Genomic DNA, 21,120 nt, shown 5'->3' on the forward strand with positions numbered 1-21,120 from the left:
CCGACCTCACCATTGTTAGATTTTCGCCACTCCCTGCGAGCGCTCCCCGCACTTGGAACGCAAATGCACAATCAACCTCACCTACAGAAGCGGCAACACACCAGCGCCGGGTCGTCAGCCAGAGGTTCAGCTCATCACCAAGTGTTACCAATCACCGTAGCAGCACAACCAACCTCACCTTGGCAGCAGCTCCTCCAAAGCCGCTCAACGTTTCGCACAATCAACCTCACCATGCTGCATCGCGCAATCTTCAGCCGCATTTATTTGTGTGTGCCGGGTTGGTAGGTTTTTTTTAAAACCGAGAACAAACCCACAAACCAACGCAACCAAACACTATTCAATCGGTTCAAGCACTTAAGTTCCAAAAGGTGAGGTGCGTTGTGTCGAAGGTGAGGTTCGCTGTGCTCAAAGGTGCGGTTGGTTGTGCAGCAAGGTGAGACCGATTCCCCACCAAGGTGAGGTTCGATGTGTTTGTCACTGCGCCAAATCGCGAAGGTGAGGTGGGTTGTGCAGCTACTGGGAACGAGGTTGAAAAGGGCCGTCGCATAAGGACTTGCCGCGCGAACGCCCGCGCGCAAGGTGAGGTTCTTTGTGAACATGGTGAGGTTCTGTGTGCCGAAACGCGGAAGGGACGCCGAAACGGCCTCCGTCGCGGTCGTTTGATGGTGAGGTTCTGTGTGTTGACAGCTCACCACCGCATGCTTACAGTCCCGGGAGCGAAAAAGTGGATGAAGAACATGGCCGCGGACAATCCGGAAGAGGGCAGGTCGAAAGCGACGTCACGCCAGATGGCGCTCGCGCTGTTCGAAGACATGTTCGATCAGGGATTGCGCATCAACGAGGCCAATCGCGAGATCGGTTATCAGCGCAACGATTTCTTCACCGAAATCGTCAATATGGGGCTGCCGGCGCGACGCTTTCTCGATGCCGCGTACTTCATCGTCGCGCAGGAGCCCGAGCAGCGCGATCAGTACGACGTCGAACTCAACTACTTCAAGTGGCTGATGCGTTACGACAGCCGCAACCTGAAGCACTTGCGCACGATCGCCGACGAAGCTCAGAACGCGAAAGTTCGCGTGACGAATACGCCCGCGGACCGCGATCCCAACGAAGACGATCTGTGGGTGCAGGTTCAGTTGATCGGCATGGTCGGCTTTCATCGCGGACGTATGCGTTTCGACGTCCATCCGCGGCTCGTGCCGCATATCCGCGATCCGCAGAAATCGCATTGGCTGAGCTTGCGCATTTCCACCGCGTTCACGCGCAGTCTCGCGCGCGCGATCTACGACAAAGTGTTGCCCAACGTGCCCGCGGGACGCACCGACTGGATCCAGCTCGAGGAAATGCGCAACTGGCCCGGCAAAATGGGCGCGAATGCCGCCATCTTCAAATACTTCAAGCGCGATTGGCTCGAGCCGGCGGTGCGCGAGATCAACGAAGTGTCGGACGTCGAGATGTCCTATGAGACGCGGACTGCATCCACGACGTCGAAGAAAATCGACCGCATCCGCTTCCTGCTCAAGCGCAAGGACACAGCCGACGCGGTACTCGCGAGCCTCGCCGACGCGAGCCATCTGTACAAGATTCTCACCGACGAATTCGGGCTCTCGACCAAGCAGTTCAGCGAGATTTCGGAGAACCGCGAACTCTGGACCGACGAACGTATCCAGCAGGCCGTCGAATACACGCGCTTCAGGGTCAAGCGCGGCCAGGTCAAGAAGAGCCCCGCGGGCTATCTGATGCGCGCGCTACGCGACAACTGGAAGATCTCCGACGCCGAGCGCACGATGGTCGACGTACAGGCCAAACTGCTCGCCGACGAAACGCAGGAACAGGTGGTCAAGACCGAAACGAGAAAGACCGTGGCGCACAGCATCGCGACGCGCGAAGAAGAAGTGCGCGCGCGCATGAACGAGGATTCGCGCAAGGGCCGCGACCATTTCAACGCCGCCGATGCGAAGACGCGCAAGGAACTGATGCATGCGTGGACGACGTCGCGCGAAGGCAAGCTGATGCTGCGTCGGATGAAGCTCGAACCGTCGACGGTCACCGAAGATGCGATTTTCGCGAATACCGAGCTGGTCTGGTATCTGGGGCAGTTCGTGTTCGGCCGGATGAATGCGGCGCGCGCGGCGGCGTGAAGTGAGCCGGAAATCGGCTGCAAAGCAGCCCAAACTGAGCCGACCGGCAAATAGAAAGGGGTCTTGCACTGACGGATAGCAACGTCAGTGCAAGACCCCTTGCTACTTCAGACGCTCAGAACGACCCGAACAGCGAGCCCAGCACGATCACCACCACCAGCGCGAGTAACGCGCCGAGAATCCCGACGATCACGATGTCGCGATAGCTGTCGCGGTGGTTCGACCCGCACACGGCAAGCAGCGTGACGACCGCGCCGTTATGCGGCAGGCTGTCGAGTGTGCCTGAGGAAATCACGGCGACCCGATGCAGCAGCGCCGGGTCGATGCCGTATTGCGCAGCCAGTTGCAGATAGGTGCTGCCGAGCGCGTCGAGCGCAATGGTGAGACCGCCCGAGGCCGAGCCGGTCAGCGCCGCGAGCAGATTGGTGGCGACCGCGAGCGATACGAGCGGACCACCGCCGATACCCAGCACCCATTCGCGCACGAGCGCGAACGCCGGCAGCGCGGCGATCACCGCGCCATAGCCGACCAGACTGCCGACGCTGAGCACCGGCAGCACCGATGCATTCGCGCCCGCATCGATCGTCTCGCGCAGCGCTGGCAGACGATGCCGATTGAGCAGCACGAGCACGACGATCGCGACGGTGAGCGCCACGCACACGCCCCACACACCGCCGACCGCCGCAAGCGACGTCTCGCCCCAACGGACCTCGGCCAGATAGTCGGCGTCGATGCGCGGCAGCACGATCACGTTCATCACGAAGTTGGTCAGCACGACGAGCACGAGCGGCGTGAGCGCGACGCCGAACGAGGGCAGACTCTCGCTGACATGCCCGCGCTTCGCTTCCTCCGGATCGAAACTCTGCGATACGCTTGCGCGCTCGCGCACGAGGTTGTCGCTGGCCGGCGCCCGGGTGGATTTCCCCGCCGCTTCGAGTCCGTCGAATCCTTCATTGGCCCCCTTCGCGCGCGATTGCTGCAAGGACAACCACCAGAGCCCGAACACCACCATCACGATACTCGCGATGATGCCAAGCCCAGGCGCCGCAAACGGCGTCGTACCAAAGAACGGCATCGGGATCGCGTTCTGGATAGCCGGTGTGCCGGGTAGCGCGGACATCGTGAACGTCGACGTGCCGAGCGCGATCGCGGCCGGCATCAGACGGCGCGGAATATTGGCGGCCTGGAAGAGGGCGGTGGCCATCGGCGCGAGCACGAAGAACGCCACGAAGAGGCTGACGCCGCCATAGGTGACGAGTGCGCCACCGATCACGACCGCGAGAATCGCCCGATGCGCGCCAAGCTTCTCCGTCATGTAACTGGCGATCGCCTTCACGGAACCGCTGTCTTCCATCAGCTTGCCGAACAGCGCGCCGAGCAGGAACAACGGAAAGAACTGCGCGAGAAAGCGCGCGGCGCTGAGCATGAAGGTCTGGGTCCAATGCGCGAGAATCGGTTCGCCCGAAATCGCGGCGGCCAGCATCGCGGCGAACGGCGCGAGCAGCAGCACGGTCCAGCCGCGGTACGCGAAGCCGATCAGCAGCGCGAGACTCGCGAGCATGCCGAAAAGCCCTAGACCGATCGCGAGCGGTGACAGGGTGATGACTTCCATGGTCAGACTCCGTCGAGCAACGCGTCAAGATCCAGCGAGGAGCGCACGCCGATCGAATCGCCGTGCTCGGCGAGGAACGCGTCGGCGGCACGCCGGCCTTCGTCGCGCAGCATCGTCAGAAAGCTCCACTCGGCGTTCAGCTTCGACGAGTAGCCGAGTTCGGTCATCAGCTCGCTCGCGATCCGATGGATGCGCATCGCCGCCCAATGGCGGCCTTCGTCGCTGCCGGGGTCCGCCGCGCGGCGCAGCAGCGCGATCATGCGCAGCTCTTTCAGCAGCGGCGCGTTGAAGGCAACTTCGTTCAGGCGACTGATGATGTCGCGCGCGGTGCGCGGGGTTTCGTCCCGCACGACGGGATTGACCTGAATCAGCAGCGTGTCGCTCGACGTGCATTCGCGTACCAGCGGCGTCATGGTCGGATTACCGGCATAGCCGCCGTCCCAGTAGTCTTCACCGTCGATCTGCACGGCCTGAAACAGCGTGGGCAGGCAGCCGGAGGCGAGCAGCACGTCAGGCGTCAGGTCGCCATTGCGAAACACACGCGCCTGGCCCGTGCGCACGCGCGTCGCGGTGATGAACAGCTTGATCGGCGCGTCGCGCAGATGCGCGAAATCGATCGAGTCCTGCAGAATCTTCGCCAGCGGATGTACGCCGCGCGGGTTCAGGTCGTATGGAGAAAACACGCGCGCCGCGAGGTCCATCGCGATGAAGAGCGGCGAGTAGTCGAGCGTCCAGCGGCCCATCAACACGTCGAACGGGGTACGGCGAAACGGGCTGTACACCGATGCTTCGAATACTCGTCGCCAGAAGGCTTCGAGCGCGGCGCGCGCGCCGGCCGCGCCGTCTGCCTGATAGCCGCTCACCAGCACCGCGGCGTTCATCGCGCCAGCCGACGTACCCGATATTCCTTCGATTTGCAGCCACGACTCTTCGAGCAAACGGTCGAGGACGCCCCATGTAAAAGCACCGTGCGATCCGCCGCCTTGCAATGCGAGGTCGATAAGGGCGGGTTCGCGGTGGGTGGGTTGGTTTTTTGTTGCAGCCAAGACGACTCCGGTAGTGAGGAGTGCTCCATTTCGCGAGCTGACGCCGCATGCACGGCGGACGAATGAACTGCTGGCCAATGCTGTGAACTACCGAATGAAGTGAGGCGTGTTTCAAAGGCGAAACGTCGCACTGCACCATTGGTATTGGAAGTGGCCAGTGACTAAAAGTCAAGCGTTGCCGGCCATTCAAGCGGAATATAGAAAAGCCGGTTGGTCACGCCGAGGTCAAAAACAGCGTGTAGGGAGGCCGGCCGGCGCGCCCCGTCGCGCCGCTTACATATAAGCCGCTCACATAATCATGGATAGGCGGAGTATCTTTGCACGGTTGAGCGCGATAATGCGGTGGCAATCATGCAATCTGCGTTATCCGTTTGCGCGTGCCGCTTAAATGCTAACTCGCGTGTATATCTTCGCTGTTTCGCCCTGCGCTAATCGCCGCGGCGTATTGCAATGTAATGTATCGTCTCGGCCGCCGGATACGTTACGACATAATTCGACTGATGAACCGGGCTATAAAGCAGGCATCGCCAAATCACGGAGAGCATCATGAACGCCGGGTTGCTGCAAGGGTCCTGTCACTGCGGGGCCGTCAAGTTCGAAGTTCGCACCGAAATCGTTCCGGCTGGTCGTTGCAACTGCAGCCTGTGTCGCCGCAAGGGCGCGCTGATGACACCGCTCTTTCCCGCCAGTCAGTTGAAGATTCTGAGTGGCGAGGATTCGCTGACGCTATACCAGTTCAACACGAAGGTCGCGAAACACTACTTCTGCAAGCATTGCGGCATCTATCCTTTTCATCAGACGCGCAAGGATCCGCAGCAATGGCGCGTCAATATCGGCTGCCTCGACGGGGTCGATCCTTACGCGCTCGAAGCCGGCGTGGCCGATGGCGCGAGTCTTTCCGTGCTGGAGGACGCATGAAACGCCTGTTTGCCATCGCTGTGTTCGTGGCGGGCGGCTTCGCGGCCGAACTCGCGCATCCGTTGCAGTGTTCATTGATCCAGTCGAGCGGCGTGCAACTCAAACGCCGCAGCAGATAATCCGTCGATGGAAACCTCCGACCACGTACTGATCGTCGATGACGATCGCGGTATCCGTGAACTGCTCGCGGGATACCTCGAGAAAAACGGCGTGCGTGTCTCGCTCGCGGCCAATGGCCGCCAGATGCGCGCCGCGCTCGAGAACGGCGCGCCCGACCTGATCGTGCTCGACCTGATGCTGCCCGGCGAAGACGGCCTCGTGCTGTGCCGCGAGTTGCGCGCGGGCAAGTTCCGCACAGTGCCGATCCTGATGCTGACGGCGCGCAGCGAGGAAGCGGACCGGATCGTCGGCCTCGAAATGGGCGCCGACGATTACCTGACCAAACCGTTCGCCGCACGCGAGTTGCTCGCGCGAATCCGTTCGGTGCTGCGCCGCGCGCGCATGCTGCCGCCCGGCATGGAGGTGACGGAGTCGGCGCCGATGCTGTGCTTCGGCGACTGGCGGCTCGACACGACCGCGCGCCATCTGCTCGACGCGGACGGAACCGAGGTGGCGTTGAGCGGCGCGGAGTACCGTCTGTTGCGTGTGTTTCTCGATCATCCGCAGCGCGTGCTCACGCGCGATCAGTTGCTGAACCTCACCCAGGGACGCCAGGCCGATCCGTTCGACCGCTCGATCGATCTGATGGTGAGCCGCCTGCGTCAACGCCTGCGGGACGGCGCGCGCGAGCCGCGCTACATCAAGACGCTGCGCAGCGAGGGCTATGTGTTTTCAGCGGCCGTGACCGCGATCGGAGATCCGCAATGAGCGCATCTCCATCACCGTCGTTGCTGCGCTGGCCGCATTGGCCGCGCACGCTGTTCGCGCGGCTCGCGGTGATTTTGTTCGTCGGGCTCGCGCTCGCGCAGGCGCTGTCGTTCTGGCTCACGATGACCGAGCGCGACCAGACGATGACCAACATCATGATGGGCTACATCGAGCGCGAGGTGGCGAGCTCGGTCGCGCTGCTCGATCATCTGCCGCCCGACGAGCGCGCCCAGTGGCTGCCGCGGCTCGCGCGGCGCAGCTATGAGTTCGTGCTCGGCCCGGGCGTGCCAGGCACCCCGGTCGACGCGAGCCTGTCGGCGCGCGTCGCGCAGTCGATCGGCGATGGCATCGGCACGCGCTATCCGTTGACCGTCAACGCAGTGCCGGGCGATCGCGAGCGTCTGCAGGTGCACCTGAAACTGAGCGACGGCACGCCGCTCACCATCGACCTGCGGCCGATGCCCGGCGCCCCGTTGTCGCGCTGGCTGCCGCTCGTGCTGACGCTGCAGCTGCTCGTGCTCGCGGCCTGCTGCTGGCTGGCGGTACGGCTCGCGACGCGCCCGCTCAATCAGCTCGCAGTCGCGGCCGACACGCTCGGCCCCGACCTGAAGGCCGCGCGTCTGCGCGAAGCCGGTCCGTCCGAAGTGGCGCGCGCCGCGCGCGCGTTCAACGCGATGCAGGATCGGATCGCCACGTACATGACCGAGCGCATGCAGATTCTCGCGGCGATTTCGCACGATTTGCAGACGCCGATCACGCGCATGCGTCTGCGTGTCGACACGATGGACAACGACAGCGAGGCCGCAAAGCTGCGCCAGGATCTGCAGGAAATGGAGGCGCTGGTCAAGGAAGGGGTCACCTATGCACGCACGATGCATGGCACGACCGAGGTGCCGCGCCGCATCGATCCCGATGCGCTGTTCGACAGCCTGGTCTGCGACTACGTCGACGCGGGTCAGCAAGTGTCGCTGCAGGGCCACTTCGGCCAGTCGCTGACGATGCGTCCGCAGGCGTTGAAGCGCATCGTCGGCAATCTGGTCGATAACGCGCTGAGGTACGGCGGCGCCGCGCAGATCGATATCGGGGCGTTGCACGATGGCGAGGCTACCGTGTCGGTGCTCGATCGCGGTCCCGGCATTCCGGTCGAGTCGCTGGAGACGGTGTTCGAGCCGTTCGTGCGGCTCGAAGGGTCGCGCAATCGTCAAACGGGCGGCACGGGGCTGGGGCTCGCGATCGCGCGGCAACTCGCGCTCGCGATGGACGCGACGCTCACGCTGCACAACCGCGTCGGCGGCGGTCTCGAAGCGCGACTGACGTTGAGGAAGTTGCGCGAGTCATAGTTGGACCTCTTGCGGCGCGGCCACGCGGGCGATTCCGTCAGAAAAATTCACAAAGCCCGCCATTATGAAATCGTCATCGGGTTTGGACTATTAATGACCCCCGCGCGCCATTTCGAGCTGTGGCTCTGGTGCTTCTCAGTAGTTCTGAACGACCACCGGTTCAGCTCGCTTCAGCGATTCCCCATCATTTGAGAAAACCGCTGCGGTGATGCGGCAGGTCGCATCATTGTTAAATCATCGATATTCAAAGCGACTTATCGATGCGAGCGATTCAGATGCGTGGTGAATTGTTAATTCGCAAATTCAACCAGATTCGGCAACGCAGCATCGATGGATTCGATCGCATAGCGAGGCACAGTCCGTTACCTTGTCTTCGATAAATTGACAAACACCAACGGACAGACCATTCTTTTCGTGTGGTGGTTGCAGAGTAGCGCGGCTGATCAACAGCAAGATTGGCCGAGAGACACGTTTCGTTCGAATCTGATTACAGATCCTTGTTAAAAAGGTAACTAAAAGGAATCCGAATGGCGTCCACTCCACAAAAGATGTCAAAAATGCAACTCACCGGGATGGTGGTGGGCGGCATGGTCGGAGCCGGGATCTTTTCCCTGCCGCGCACTTTTGCCAGTGCCACCGGTCCGTTGGGCGCCGTGATTGCCTGGCTGATTGCGGGCACGGGCATGTATATGCTGGCGCGCGTATTTCAGGCGCTGGCCGAACGCAAGCCCGAACTGGACGCCGGCGTGTTTGCGTATGCGAAAGCGGGCTTTGGCGACTATCCGGGCTTTCTCTCCGCATTTGGCTATTGGATCGGTAGCTGTATCGGCAACGTTTCTTACTGGGTGCTGATCAAGTCGACACTCGGCGCGTTTTTTCCCGTGTTCGGCGACGGCAATACGGTCGTCGCGATCGTCGTTGCATCGATCGGCATCTGGCTATTTCATTTCATGATCCTGAAGGGCGTGCAGCAGGCGGCCTTCATCAACAGTATCGTCACGGTCGCCAAGGTCATTCCGATTCTCGTGTTCATCTTGATCCTGATCTTCGGTTTCCGGTTGGACCTGTTCCAGGCCAACCTCTACGGCGGAGGACTCGAAGGCAATATCCTCGAGCAGGTGCGGGCCACGATGCTGGTCACCGTGTTCGTGTTCATCGGTATCGAAGGGGCGAGCGTTTATTCCCGTTATGCGAAGAAGCGCTCCGATGTCGGCCAGTCGACGATTCTCGGCTTCGTCGTCGTGACCTCGCTGATGGTGCTCGTGACGATGCTGCCTTACGCAGTGCTCCAGCGCGCCGACATCGCGGCCATGCGGCAGCCGTCGATGGCGGCGGTGCTCGAAGCGGTGGTCGGTCATTGGGGCGCGGTTTTCGTCAGCATAGGTTTGCTGATTTCGGTACTGGGCGCTTATCTCGCCTGGTCGCTGATCTGCGCCGAAGTGCTGTTCACGGCGGCAAAGACCGAAGACATGCCCGCCGTATTCGCGAGGGAAAACGCCAACAAGGTACCTGCCAATGCATTGTGGCTGACCAACATCGTGGTGCAGCTGCTCGTCATCAGCACCTACTTCTCGCGCGATGCGTTCGCGCTGATGCTGAATCTGACGAGCGCGATGTCGTTGATTCCGTACCTCTTCGTCGCGGCGTTCGGCTGCATGAACGCGAATCGCGGCGACGGTTACGACGTGCGCGCCGACGAGCGCCGGCGTGACTTCATCATGGCCGCAATCGCCTCGATCTATACGGTCTTCATGATCTGGGCGGGTGGCCTGAAATTCATTCTGCTTTCCGCCGTGCTGTATGCGCCAGGAACGGCGCTTTATATCTGGGCTCGGCGCGAGCAGAACAAGAATGTCTTCATCGTTTCCGACTGGATCATTTTTATCGTTGCGATCATTGGCGCGATCATCGGCATCTATGGCCTCGTAACCGGAAGGATCGCGATTTAGCTTTAATGAAATCCGATTGAACAGAGCGGGCCAACATTGGCATTCAGGAGATCATCATGGCGAACACGGACGCGAAAGCGGGTGAATTGGGTGTCTACTCGGAAGTCGGGCAGCTGCGCAAAGTGATGGTCTGCGCACCGGGGCTCGCGCATCAGCGTCTTACCCCGAGCAATTGCGATGAACTGCTGTTCGACGACGTACTGTGGGTCGAGAACGCGAAGCGCGACCACTTCGACTTCGTCACGAAGATGCGCGACCGCGGCGTCGAAGTGGTGGAGATGCACAATCTGCTCGCCGAAACGGTCGCGGTGCCCGAAGGCAAGAAGTGGATTCTCGACAACCAGGTGGTGCCGAATCAGGTCGGCCTCGGCTTTATTGATGAATTGAGAAGCTATCTGGAAGGGCTCGACAATCGCAAGCTTGCCGAAACGCTGATTGGCGGGCTATCCACTCACGACTTCCCGGAAGCGCATGGCGGCAAGGCGCTGGAGGTCGCGAAAGAAGCGGCGGGCGGCACCGAATATCTGCTGCCGCCGCTGCCGAACACGCTGTACACGCGCGACACGACGTGCTGGATCTATGGCGGCGTCACGCTGAATGCGCTGTACTGGCCGGCCCGCCACGAGGAGACGATCCTGACTACGGCGATCTACAAGTTCCACCCCGATTTCGCGGGCAAGGTCAACGTGTGGTGGGGCGACCCGACTCAGGACCACGGTCTCGCCACGCTGGAAGGCGGCGATGTGATGCCGATCGGCAACGGCGTCGTGCTGATCGGCATGAGCGAGCGCACCTCGCGGCAGGCCATCAGTCAACTGGCCGCAATGCTGTTCAAGAAGGGCGCGGCCGAGCGCGTGATCGTCGCGGCGATGCCGAAGATTCGCGCGGCAATGCACCTCGATACCGTGTTCACGTTCGCCGATCGCGATTGCGTACTGGTCGCCCCGGACTTCATGGCGAAGACGCGCACCTATTCGTATCGGCCGAGCAGCCATCCGAGCGGCGTCGAGTTGCACGCCGAAAACAAGCCGTTCACCGACGTTGTCGCCGAGGCGCTCGGGCTGAAGCATCTGCGCGTGGTCGAGGCGGGCGGCAGCGACTATCAACGCGAGCGCACGCAGTGGGATAGCGGTGCGAACCTCGTGTGCGCGTCCCCGGGCGTCGTCTATGCATACGACCGCAACACGTACACGAACACGCTGTTGCGCAAGCAGGGCATCGAGGTGATTACGATCGTCGGTGCGGAACTGGGCCGTGGACGTGGCGGCGGTCACTGCATGACCTGCCCGATCATCCGCGATGCGGTCGACTATTGATCAGTCAAGCGAATCAATCTGGCCGGTGACGGGCAAAGTGTCGCGCGCGCGTCCGCCGCCGCCAGGAACGGCGCGATCCGTCCAGATGACGCGACGAATCGAATCGCCCCGCTAATCGCCGGGTTGACGCACGCCGTAGTGGTGGGCAGGTCCGGCTTGAAGTCGAACTTCCTTTTACTATACTTTTTAACGACTTCGCGCCTGAATTATCGAATTTGATATCTCGCGATTTGCAAAGATTACATTCGATAGACCAGTGATCGCTGCAATGAAGTTCGAGTTAATGAATCTGCGAGTAGCTGGACAATCACTTTTCACGTCAATCGCGTGAATGCTCGGAGCTTTTTTCCACCGCACGGAGGTTCGAACATGAATAATCGCTTTGTTGCGCAACTCGTCGCCTTGTCGTTTGCCGGTATGTCCGCGCTCGCGATTGCGGCTGGGCCCCACAAGGACGAGGGCGGCGGCCAGATGGCCGGTACGGGCCGTCAGCAGGTGATGCCGTCGATTCCGCACCGTGACTGGCATAAAGGTCAACGTGTGCCGGCCGAATACCGTAACTACAACTTCATGATGGACGACTGGCGCGGACACGGCCTCAATGCGCCGCCGCGCGGGCACAAATGGCTGGGTGTCAATGGCGACTACGTGCTCGTAACGACGAACAACTGGACCATTTCAGACATTGTCGCCGGAACCCAGTAATGCTTCCTCGTGGTGCCCGGGCTATCCGGCGACCAGTTTTAGCGCCGGAACCTGGGCTATTCATCGACACGACATGATTTCGTCATTTTCGCGTCGATTTAATGCTGCGTGTCGTATAGCCGGTCGGGAACGAACAATGCAGTCACGCCGCTCAAAAAGAACACCGCGCCGACCACGAGAAAGCCAAGTCCGATCGAGAACTGCGTCGCGATAAAACCGATGACGATCGGCGCCGCCCCCGAACAAAAGCGCCCGAGATTATACGAGCCGCCCACCGCGGTGCCGCGCACCGACGTCGCAAAACTCTCCGACATGAATGTGCCGATCGTGCCGAGTGGCACGCCGTACAGAAAGCCGAAGACAAGCATCAGCGTGGAAATGTTGTCGTGGGTGTGCCAGAAAATGATCACGGGCAGAAAGAGTGCCGCACCGATGCAGCCCAGCACGTACACGCCGCGCCGGCTCCAGCGGTCACCGAGCCAGCCCGCGAAGATCTTGCCGATGAAGGCGACCACGTATGTGCCGATCATATAGCCGGTCAGCGAGCTGAACTTGATGTGCAATTCCTTCTCGAGATACGTCGGCAGCCAGTTGTTCAGGCCGTAAAAGCCGGACAGCACGAAGGTCGACGCGAAGGTCCACAGGATGAACATCGTGCGCGCCTGGCGGTCGCGGAAAATCTGCGCGTAGCGATTGTCGACGAGCCGCGTTTTGCTCGCACGGTCGGCAGCCCGGCTAGCGAGCCATGCCGCCGGTTCGGGCACCGCGAACTTGATCGCGAACGCGAGCAGCACCGGCACGGCAGACACGTAGTACAGCGTGCGCCAGCCGTACTGCGGCAGGATCCAGTTGCTGAGTGCGATCACGACGATATAGCCGGCCGAAATGCCGGTTTGCAGCATGCCGAGTACCAGCGAGCGCCGTTCTGTCGGCACATATTCGGCTACGAGCGTGGTGACCAGCACCATGCAGCCAATGCCGAGCGAACTGATAAAGCGCACCGCCGCGAATTCGACGAAGCTGTGCGTGAACCCGAGCATCCCCGCGCCGAGCGAGAACAGCGCGAGCGCCCATGCGATGACCCGCACGCGGCCGAGACGATCGCTCGCCCAGCCGCCGACAATGCCGCCGATCGCCATGCCGAGCAAGGTCAGACTGCCGAGCGCGCCCGCTTCGACATTGGTCAGCCCGAAGTCGTCCTTGATGCGCGACAGGGTGAGGCCGTACATCATCACGTCGGCGCCATCGGCGATCAGCGCGAGGTAGGCGAGCACGAAGACCAGCACCCAGCGGCCTTGCGAGACGGCGGAATGGGTCACCGCTCGATAGTTTTGCAGGTCGGATGGTGTTTTCATGAACGGGCGGCGCAAGCGGGGGATGCCGTATTCTGCTTGAGCAGAGCGGGGACAAGGAAGGCGCCGATCAGGAGGCCTATGCTTTCATGACGGCTGGTGTACCAGCCTTCCTTGTGGGTCAGGTTCATCGTACCGATGCACACGCCGTCATAGGCGATCGGAATGTTGAGGATCGAGCCGAGACCGATACCTGTCATCACCGCATGATCGTCGAAGACCTCGCGAATGCCTTGCGACGTGGCGGCACGAAACGGCTTCAGATCCTGAAGTATCTGTCGCGCCCACGCGGTGCCTTGCTTCTTTTTGCGGCCGCCCAGTGGATAGATGTCCGGCAGGTTCGTGTAGACCCGCTCGACCTCGTGACGCCGCGCATCGTAGGACATGATCGTGAACAGGCTTAGGCCTATCGCCTTTGCCGCCACCGCGTGAACCGCGCGGAACAGCTCGAGCGGTTGGTTCTTCAGGCGCATCGCCAGCGCGAGACGCTCGAGGTCTGCGATATCCAGCATCTGCGTATCGTGCGGTGCGGGTTCGGTCAGGTTGCCTTGCATCATTTGCATCGCGTTTGCATCGGAAAGTGTGAAAAGTCGCAGTGCGTTCAGCCGTGCATGCGGGTGGAGTTCAGCTGGCCTCGCGCGTCGCGAGCCGGTTCGAGTTCGCTCGCCTCGATATCTTCGAGCGAGCGGTTGCGCGTTTCGATGCCGAGGAAGAACACCACGCATGCGCCGATCACCAGCACCGTCGTGGTCATCGCGAATATACCGAGGAAACCGGACAGCGGATAAACGAGGCCGACGAGGATCGGCGCGCTGACCGAGCCGATGCGGCCGAACGATGACGACGAGCCCGTGCCAGTCGTGCGTACCGCGGTGGGAAACACTTCCGGCGTGTAAGCGTAGACGCCGGCGAATGCGCCGTTCATGAAGAACGACAGCGCGATGCCCGCGGTCATGATCTGTATGCCGGTGTGAGAAAACGCGAGCGTGATCGCGGCGATGCCGCCGAACAGCATGTAGGAAGCGACCACCGCCTTGCGGCCGATCTTTTCGTTGAGCCACGCCGCCGAGAAGTAACCGGGAATCTGCGCGCCATAGATTGCAATCGAATAGCCGAAGCTCTTCGTCATCGTCAGCCCTTCCTTGACGAGCAGGCTCGGGATCCACGCGAAGAACGAGTAGTACGCGAACGCGACCGAGAACCACATCAGCCAGCTGACGGCGGTCGTGCGCGCGAGTCGCGGCGACCACAGCGTGAGCACGTTGCGCCACGCGTTGCCGCGCGCCGGCGTCGAGGCCGGCGTGGGCAGCGCGTGAAGCGCGTGGTTCGCAGTCACGGGCGCAAGCGCAATGCCGCGCTCGACGAACGCCGCTTCGATGCGGCCGACGATGCCGTTCGCTTCGGCCGCGCGGCCCTGGCTTTCGAGCCAGCGCGGCGATTCCGGCAGCGTCCGGCGCCACCACAGCAGCATCACGACGGGCAGCGACGTGATCACGGCCAGATAGCGCCAGCCGTCGGCGAAGTTGCGCACCACCGCGAAGCCGAGAATCGACGAGGTCAGATAGCCGAACGACATGAAGCCGACCAGCGCGCCGCAGAAAATGCCGCGATAGCGGCGCGGCACGAACTCGGCGAGAAACGGCGCGATCACGACCGTCTCCGCGCCCGAACCGAAGCCCGCGACGACGCGCAGCGCGAAGAACGTGTGCCAGTCGTGCGCGGTCGCGCTCGCGAGAGACGCGACGCAATAGATGGCGAGCGCGCTCATCATGATGCGGCGCCGGCCGATCACGTCGGCGAGCACACCCGACAGGAACGCGCCGAAAAAGTAGCCTATATAGGTGCTGCTCGCGACGAGCCCGGTCTCAGCGCTCGTCAATTGCCACAGCTTGCTGACGACCGGCAGCAGGAACGCGAGCGACGACGAATCGAGCCCGTCAAACATGTACCCGAGGCCGCCGATCAGCAGCAGTCTGCGGTGAAAGCTCGACAGGGGAAGTCTTTCAAGACGGGCGGCGACGGCGGACACGGCAACTTCTCCTGAAGGAAATGGCGCGGCGAGGCCGCGCGTTCTGCGCTGATGGATGCTTCGGGCCGCTTATCGGCCGATTGCGTAGGCCTGCATCTGACGCGGTGTAGCGGCGCCTCGCATCAAACCATTGCGGATCGCGACCGCGCAGACCCGGCCGAGTGCCCACGGTTGCGCGACGGTGAGGTCGTGGCCCCGCGCGTGCAGTTCGGCGAGCGTGCTGTCCGGAAAGCGCGACTCGGCCGACATCTTGCCGAGCTGCATCGCGCGCGGATAGAACGAGCCGGGGAAGTGCGCGGTCTGGAACGAGGGCGCATCGGCGGCGGCCTGGAAGTTCATGCCGCCATGCACGTGCTTGAGGAACAGCTGCAGCGACCACTGATCCTGCTGGTCGCCACCCGGCGTGCCGAAGGCCGCGTACGGTTTGCCGTCGCGCGTGACGAGCGTCGGCGACAGCGTGGTGCGCGGCCGGCGGCCCGGGCCGAGTGACGAAGGCAGGCCTTCTTCCATCCAGAACATCTGCGCGCGCGTGGTGACGTTGAAGCCAAGACCCGGCACCGCCGGCGACGCCTGCAGCCAGCCGCCCGACGGCGTAGCCGACACCATGTTGCCCCAGCGGTCGACCACGTCGAGATGCACGGTATCGCCGCGCAATTCGGGCAGCGGAGCGAAGGTCGGCTCGCCCTGGCCAAAGCCGCCGGCCTGCTCGCGCCCGGCATTCGCGACGATGCGCGCGGCGCGTTGCTCGCTGTCGCCGAGCAGCCCGGGGCGGAATTCGAACGACGCGCGGCGCGGATCGATGAGGCGGCGCCGCTCGTCGTTGTACGCGTCGCTGAGCAGCACGTCCATCGGCACATGCGAAAACGCCGGGTCGCCGTAGAACACTTCGCGATCGGCGAATGCGAGCTTCGAGCACTCGATCACCGTGTGCACGAAATCGGGCCCGAGGGGGTCCATCGTGCCGAGATCGAAACCCTTCAGCAGCGCGAGCTGTTGCAGGAACATCGGGCCCTGGCCCCACGGGCCGGTTTTGTGCACGCGCATGCCCGCGTAGTCGTAAGACACCGGGTCTTCGTAGGTTGGCTCCCAGCGCGCGAGATCGCCCGCATCGAGCAGACCGCTATTGCGCAGGCCCGAGGTGTCGAGCACGGCGGTCGAACGGAAGTACTGGTCGATCGCGTCGGCGACGAAGCCGCGATAGAAGACATCACGCGCGCGTTCGCACTGCTCGGCGCGATCGCTGCGCGTATTCGCCTCGCGCAGGATGCGCTTGTAGGTTTCGGCGATCGCGGGATTCGCGAACAACTGGTTCGGCATCGGCGCCTCGCCGTTGCTCAGCCATTGCTCGGCCGAGGTCGTCCATTCGGTGCGGAAGAAGTCCTGAATCGCGAGAATCGACGATGCCATGCGTGGCAGCACCGGATAGCCGTTTTCCGCGTAGCCGATCGCATAGCTCAGCACTTCTTCGAGCGGCAACTGGCCATAGTCGCGCAGCAGCGCCATCCACGCGCCGAATGCGCCCGGCACGACCGCGGGCAGCAGGCCCGTGCCCGGCACCACGTCGAGCCCCATCTTGCGCATCCGCTCGATCGTCATGCGCGCGGGCGTCACGCCTTGTCCGCACAGCACGCGCACGCGTTCTTCGCGCGCGCTGTAGAACACCACCGGCAGCTCGCCACCCGGACCGTTCAGATGCGGCTCGACGATCTGCAGGACGAAGCCGGCCGCGGCGGCGGCGTCGAACGCATTGCCGCCTTTTTCGAGGACCGCCATCGCCGATGCGCTCGCGAGCCAGTGCGTCGAGGCCACCATGCCGAAGGTGCCGATCAGTTCTGGACGGGTTGTAAACGACATGCGCGACTCCTTGGCGACGACGGTCCGAATGGAAGAACCAATATGGAATGGTTCAATTGGAGAAAATGAAAGCGTAAAACTAACGAAGCCGGGTTGCACCCGGTGTTAACCATCAACATACGACCAGGTATAGCGAATCAAAAATCACCGGGTGCTGGTATGTCATGCCGCCGCGATTCTGATATCGTTGAGACCAATACAAATTGGTTCAGTGGACAACATGGACAAACCGGTACTGGATGCGCTGCTCGACTACATCGCCGATCATCAGTTGAAGGACGGCGACGCGCTGCCGCCCGAACGAAAGCTCGCCGAGGAACTGGACGTGAGCCGCCGCGAGCTGCGCGCGGCGCTCGCTTCGCTCGAGGCGTCGGGGCGCGTGTGGCGCGGCGTCGGCCGCGGCACCTATCTGGGCGCGCGGCCGCTGAAGTTTGCGCCGACGCTGCGCGGCTTGCGCGCCGGCACCAGCCCCGCGGATATCGCCGAAATGCGGCTGCTGTTCGAGCCGGCGCTGGCCGCGCTGGCCGCGACGAAAGCGAGTGGCGACGACCTGCAGGAACTGGAGAAATGCGCACGCAAAAATGCCGCCGCGAAAAACGACGACGAGTGGCAGCAATGGGATCATCGCTTTCATTTGCTGATCGGACATGCCACGCGTAATCCCGCGTTGATTGCGTTGATGGAGGTGATCAACGGTATGCGGGTGAAGCCGGAGGTGCGCGAGAAAACGTCCGCGCAGGAGACGCGGCAGTTTTTCGCGCAACAGCATCAGGCGATCGTCAATGCGCTGAAAGCGCGCGATGCGGATGCGGCCGCGCAATGCATGCGCGAGCATCTGCTGAGCGTGCAGTGGCGTGCGTCGGCGAAGACCGATGGTGCGGCGGCGCGGCGTGCGTGAGTCTGCCGTGGTGCCGCGCGTCGATCAGGATGGCGGCGCTTTACTGCGCAAGCTTCCGGTTCAGCCGGCGCATGCCGTCGAAGACCGCGTCGGCCACGTCCAGCGGAAAGTCGGCGGGCAGTTGCGACGAGACTGTGTCGATCACCGTCTCCGTTTGCGCGGTCAACTGATCGATCAGCGTATCGACGTCCGCGGCGGAAAAACCGACGCGCTGTCCTTCGGCCACCCAATGCCGGCGCTGGATCTGATTGAGCAGGTAGTGGACGTTCTTGCCGCGAACCGCCATCGCCAGTTTCACTTTTTGCGCCGCGAGGCGCCCCGCGCCGCTGCCGATGATCGGATGTGCGGACAGCACGTCATAAAGCGGCGTGGATTCGTAGCGATTGCCGGGCAGATGCGCAATGCTGAAGTTCTTCGCGTGGCCATCGGTCGCGGCGAGCAGCCAGAAAACCAGCTGCGTCGCGAAGAAGTTGCGCCGGTCCGTCGTCGCGCGTGTGGACCTCGCGAGTATCTCCATGATCGCCTCGATGCCCGGACCGCCGTCGGACTCGTACTTGTGCAGCGCCGACGTGCCAGTGGCCTGGCACATGTCCTCTTGCGGCAGACGCACGATCCACGTGGCGTCGCTCGACAAGCGGCGATCGAAGCGCTCGACGATCAATACCTTCTGCTCATCGAATCGCGCGATTTCGCAACGCGCGACGGGCAGCCCGTAGGCCGCGACGATCTGCGAGCATAGCCATTCGTTTTCCACCGACGTGCGCATATCGGCGCGCATGTTGCCGACGAGCCCGAGCGGCAGCTTGAAGATGTGCGTGGTCGGCGTGCTGCCTTCGGGCAGCAGCCAGCGATTGCGATGACGGAGCAGCGCGGTTTTTTCCTGCGCGCCGGCGATCGACAGACGCAGGTCTTCGAGCGGATCGTGCTGCCCGAGCGGCGCGGCCGTCGTCGTGCCGCGTAGCAACGCCGCGATGTCGCCGTCGCTGAGTTCGCGACCGTGGATGCTCGTCAGATCGCTCGGCTCTTCGTCCGGCGACAGCAGTTGCAATGCGCCGACGCAGTCGCGGCCGAGCGCGGTGAGCAACGCAAACGGCGCGGCGCTGCCGGTCCGGTAGCGCGCGGCGATGCGGCGCCGGATCGGTTCGCTGTCGGGCAGCAGGTTGTCGAAATAGTCGGCGACGATCTGGCCGCGATACGCCTGATTGCCCGGTGTAAACGGCAGCGACAGCGATAGCGGACGTCCTTGCGGATCGTCGATCCATTCGTCGGCATAGCTCAGACGTTCGCCGCTGCGTGTCGTTTCCCAGGCGCCGACCCGCAGGCCGTTCATCCACAGATTCAGACGGTTCGGTGTGCTGCGCGCCATGCTTACCAGTCCTCCCGTTTCTTGCTGATGCTGGCCGCTTTGGTTGCCTTGGCGGGTTTGACCGCTTTGGGCTTTTGCGCCGACGGTCCCGGTTTGAGCGGCATGCGCATGGCGCGTTTAGCGTTGCCTTTTGCCTCGACCGGCGTTCCGGCGACCGGCATTCCGCTCCCTGCGCGGCGGGAGCGGTTCGGCGCCGGCGCGGCGTCTTCCACGGCCACGCTTTGCGTCGATCCGCTCTGCGCGAGCTTCAGATCGACCTGCAAGACCCGCAACACCCTGAAGAGCCGTTCGACGCTGACGGTCGCCGGATTCGCTTCGAGTTGCGCGTAGGTCTGTTGCGTGACCCCGAGATGCGCGGCCATCGCGGCCTGAGTGAGGCCGGCGGCCTTCCTGAAGCCCTGCAGGATCGGTCTGAGCTGGCTCAGTGTCTTGATGGCGTAGTCCACGGTCGATCTCCGGTTCGGCTGCGGCGGCGTAACAGCCCAAATCCTGTAAATAACAGATACAGTCTATACTCTGTATTTAGCAAATACAAGCTAGAGACTGTTAATGACGAGCACGGACGCATTTGAAACGGCGTCCCGTCACGCTACTCACCACGCAACTAACGGTCAACCGCGCACCCCCACTCCCTTCGCTGCTGCGCAGCCCCTCCGCCGCAGGCAACATGTGATCCACTGAAAATAAAGATGATGGACAAACGCAACCATAAAATCGCATCTGTTTCACTGCTGGTTGGTGCCGCCACCAGAAGAAGCAACGCCTCGACCGGAAATAGATAAATCCGAATCGTTTTCGATTGACGATCTAATCAGGAAGCCGAACATTCAGGCAAAACAAAAGCGGTTTTCGCATTGCGTGGCTAGAGTACTGAATGGCCGTCGATAACGAATCGCTAGCAATATCACGAGCGCTCAAATCGAGCGCAGGATAACTGACGAGTGTTGACGCGCATTGCATCGTATCCTTTCGCTCGCTGAATGAAATTTGACACAAATGTCACGCGCCGCGCATCGAGCGGAAACGGGCTTGGAAATTACAGAAAAGGCTGTAGACTCTATAGCGTGTATTACGCGGCGAGGCCAACACGAGTCCAATCGTTGCGCGCCTACAGCATGTGTGCAAATCACTCCAATCCGCCATGAGATTTTCTGACATCAAGGTGTCTATTCGCTGATACGACCCAACGCCAATAGAAGCCGAACCGGCGAACCACGCCGACCGGTGAACCTGAAAGGAGATTCTACGAGACACACAGACCATTCTTCCAAATAACGCGATCGACGCCGCCGGATGCGGTTGCCGGCGGGCCGCTGGAGAACATAACTTCTTTGGAGTATGTGATGGCAAGCAAACCACAATGGCGAACGCTGTTATCTCTGACTTTTCTATCGCTGGCAATGATGGGCAACGTCGCGCGTGCGGAGAGCATTCCAATTGTCACAGGCCAGCAATGGATGCAGTCGACCGATGAGCAGAAGAAAGCGTATCTGGTCGGCATCTCGAATTTGATCGACGTCGAGCGCGCCTATGCCGGCAACAAGGCGAACAGCAATGACATCGCGCAGCGCTTCGGCAAGGGCATGCAAGGGCAGACACTCGACAGCGTGCGTCAAGGCCTCGACGGCTACTACGCCGCCAATCCCACGATGATCCAACACCCGGTGATCGAGACCCTCTGGTTCCAGATGGTCATGCCCGGCCTGAAGAAAAATCAGTAAGGAGAA

General features: G+C 62.1%; 18 protein-coding genes. 10 read left to right on the forward strand and 8 right to left on the reverse strand.

What is annotated here, in order from left to right:
• Positions 1-737 precede the first annotated feature (737 nt).
• Positions 738-2,141 carry a replication initiation protein gene (locus tag HDG37_RS05750; RefSeq protein WP_184045304.1) on the forward strand — a complete coding sequence of 468 codons (1,404 nt, stop codon included), beginning with the start codon at positions 738-740 and terminating at the stop codon, positions 2,139-2,141.
• 115 nt (positions 2,142-2,256) lie between these two features.
• Here the strand turns inward: HDG37_RS05750 and HDG37_RS05755 are convergent, their stop codons facing one another.
• A complete protein-coding gene (locus tag HDG37_RS05755) occupies positions 2,257-3,753 on the reverse strand; it encodes a GntP family permease (protein ID WP_184045133.1) in 1,497 nt (498 codons plus the stop codon).
• A gap of 2 nt (positions 3,754-3,755) precedes the next feature.
• Complete coding sequence (locus HDG37_RS05760) at positions 3,756-4,799, reverse strand: patatin-like phospholipase family protein (protein WP_184045135.1); 1,044 nt, start codon at positions 4,797-4,799, stop codon at positions 3,756-3,758.
• Positions 4,800-5,345: 546 nt separating this feature from the next.
• Between HDG37_RS05760 and HDG37_RS05765 the strand changes: the two genes are divergently transcribed.
• The 7 genes from HDG37_RS05765 to HDG37_RS05790 all read left to right on the forward strand — a co-directional run bounded on the left by HDG37_RS05765 (position 5,346) and on the right by HDG37_RS05790 (position 11,894).
• Entirely contained in the window at positions 5,346-5,717 is a 372-nt protein-coding gene (locus tag HDG37_RS05765; RefSeq protein ID WP_090810665.1) for a GFA family protein, read from the forward strand.
• Complete coding sequence (locus HDG37_RS39060; RefSeq protein ID WP_260332763.1) at positions 5,714-5,836, forward strand: hypothetical protein; 123 nt, start codon at positions 5,714-5,716, stop codon at positions 5,834-5,836. Before HDG37_RS05765 ends, HDG37_RS39060 begins: the two co-directional genes overlap by 4 nt.
• A gap of 7 nt (positions 5,837-5,843) precedes the next feature.
• Entirely contained in the window at positions 5,844-6,584 is a 741-nt protein-coding gene (locus HDG37_RS05770) for a response regulator (protein ID WP_018422680.1), read from the forward strand.
• On the forward strand, positions 6,581-7,924 hold the full coding sequence (locus HDG37_RS05775; protein WP_090810663.1) for an ATP-binding protein: 1,344 nt from the start codon (positions 6,581-6,583) through the stop codon (positions 7,922-7,924). Before HDG37_RS05770 ends, HDG37_RS05775 begins: the two co-directional genes overlap by 4 nt.
• A 527-nt stretch (positions 7,925-8,451) precedes the next feature.
• Positions 8,452-9,873 (forward strand): basic amino acid/polyamine antiporter, encoded by a 1,422-nt coding sequence (locus HDG37_RS05780; protein WP_184045137.1) that lies wholly within the window; start codon positions 8,452-8,454, stop codon positions 9,871-9,873.
• A gap of 125 nt (positions 9,874-9,998) precedes the next feature.
• Positions 9,999-11,189: an arginine deiminase gene (locus HDG37_RS05785; protein WP_409259961.1), complete on the forward strand. Its 1,191-nt coding sequence runs from the start codon at positions 9,999-10,001 to the stop codon at positions 11,187-11,189.
• Positions 11,190-11,558: 369 nt separating this feature from the next.
• Complete coding sequence (locus HDG37_RS05790; RefSeq protein ID WP_184045140.1) at positions 11,559-11,894, forward strand: RcnB family protein; 336 nt, start codon at positions 11,559-11,561, stop codon at positions 11,892-11,894.
• Positions 11,895-11,992: 98 nt separating this feature from the next.
• Here the strand turns inward: HDG37_RS05790 and HDG37_RS05795 are convergent, their stop codons facing one another.
• The 4 genes from HDG37_RS05795 to HDG37_RS05810 form a co-directional block, all read right to left on the reverse strand.
• The gene (locus HDG37_RS05795; protein WP_184045142.1) at positions 11,993-13,249 is read right to left on the reverse strand and encodes an MFS transporter; all 1,257 of its coding nucleotides are present in this window, start codon (positions 13,247-13,249) and stop codon (positions 11,993-11,995) included.
• A complete protein-coding gene (locus HDG37_RS05800) occupies positions 13,246-13,809 on the reverse strand; it encodes a GAF domain-containing protein (RefSeq protein ID WP_184045144.1) in 564 nt (187 codons plus the stop codon). Before HDG37_RS05800 ends, HDG37_RS05795 begins: the two co-directional genes overlap by 4 nt.
• Before the next feature lie 38 nt (positions 13,810-13,847).
• Positions 13,848-15,275, reverse strand: a complete 1,428-nt coding sequence (locus HDG37_RS05805) for an MFS transporter (protein WP_184045146.1) — start codon at positions 15,273-15,275, stop codon at positions 13,848-13,850.
• A 69-nt stretch (positions 15,276-15,344) separates the two neighbouring features.
• Positions 15,345-17,129, reverse strand: a complete 1,785-nt coding sequence (locus tag HDG37_RS05810) for a gamma-glutamyltransferase family protein (RefSeq protein WP_184045147.1) — start codon at positions 17,127-17,129, stop codon at positions 15,345-15,347.
• Positions 17,130-17,349: 220 nt separating this feature from the next.
• Here HDG37_RS05810 and HDG37_RS05815 point away from each other — a divergent pair, with 220 nt between their 5' ends.
• A complete protein-coding gene (locus tag HDG37_RS05815; protein WP_184045149.1) occupies positions 17,350-18,027 on the forward strand; it encodes a FadR/GntR family transcriptional regulator in 678 nt (225 codons plus the stop codon).
• 40 nt (positions 18,028-18,067) lie between these two features.
• On the opposite strand, the gene HDG37_RS05820 is transcribed toward HDG37_RS05815, so the two are convergent.
• Positions 18,068-19,393, reverse strand: coding sequence for a type II toxin-antitoxin system HipA family toxin (locus HDG37_RS05820; protein WP_184045151.1), 1,326 nt, complete (start codon positions 19,391-19,393; stop codon positions 18,068-18,070).
• A gap of 2 nt (positions 19,394-19,395) precedes the next feature.
• Positions 19,396-19,839 carry a helix-turn-helix transcriptional regulator gene (locus HDG37_RS05825; RefSeq protein ID WP_184045153.1) on the reverse strand — a complete coding sequence of 148 codons (444 nt, stop codon included), beginning with the start codon at positions 19,837-19,839 and terminating at the stop codon, positions 19,396-19,398.
• A gap of 894 nt (positions 19,840-20,733) precedes the next feature.
• Here HDG37_RS05825 and HDG37_RS05830 point away from each other — a divergent pair.
• Entirely contained in the window at positions 20,734-21,114 is a 381-nt protein-coding gene (locus HDG37_RS05830; RefSeq protein WP_409259962.1) for a hypothetical protein, read from the forward strand.
• Positions 21,115-21,120: the final 6 nt, after the last annotated feature.

Source organism: Paraburkholderia sp. MM5384-R2, from assembly GCF_014201025.1.
Classification (GTDB): Bacteria; Pseudomonadota; Gammaproteobacteria; order Burkholderiales; family Burkholderiaceae; genus Paraburkholderia; species Paraburkholderia tuberum.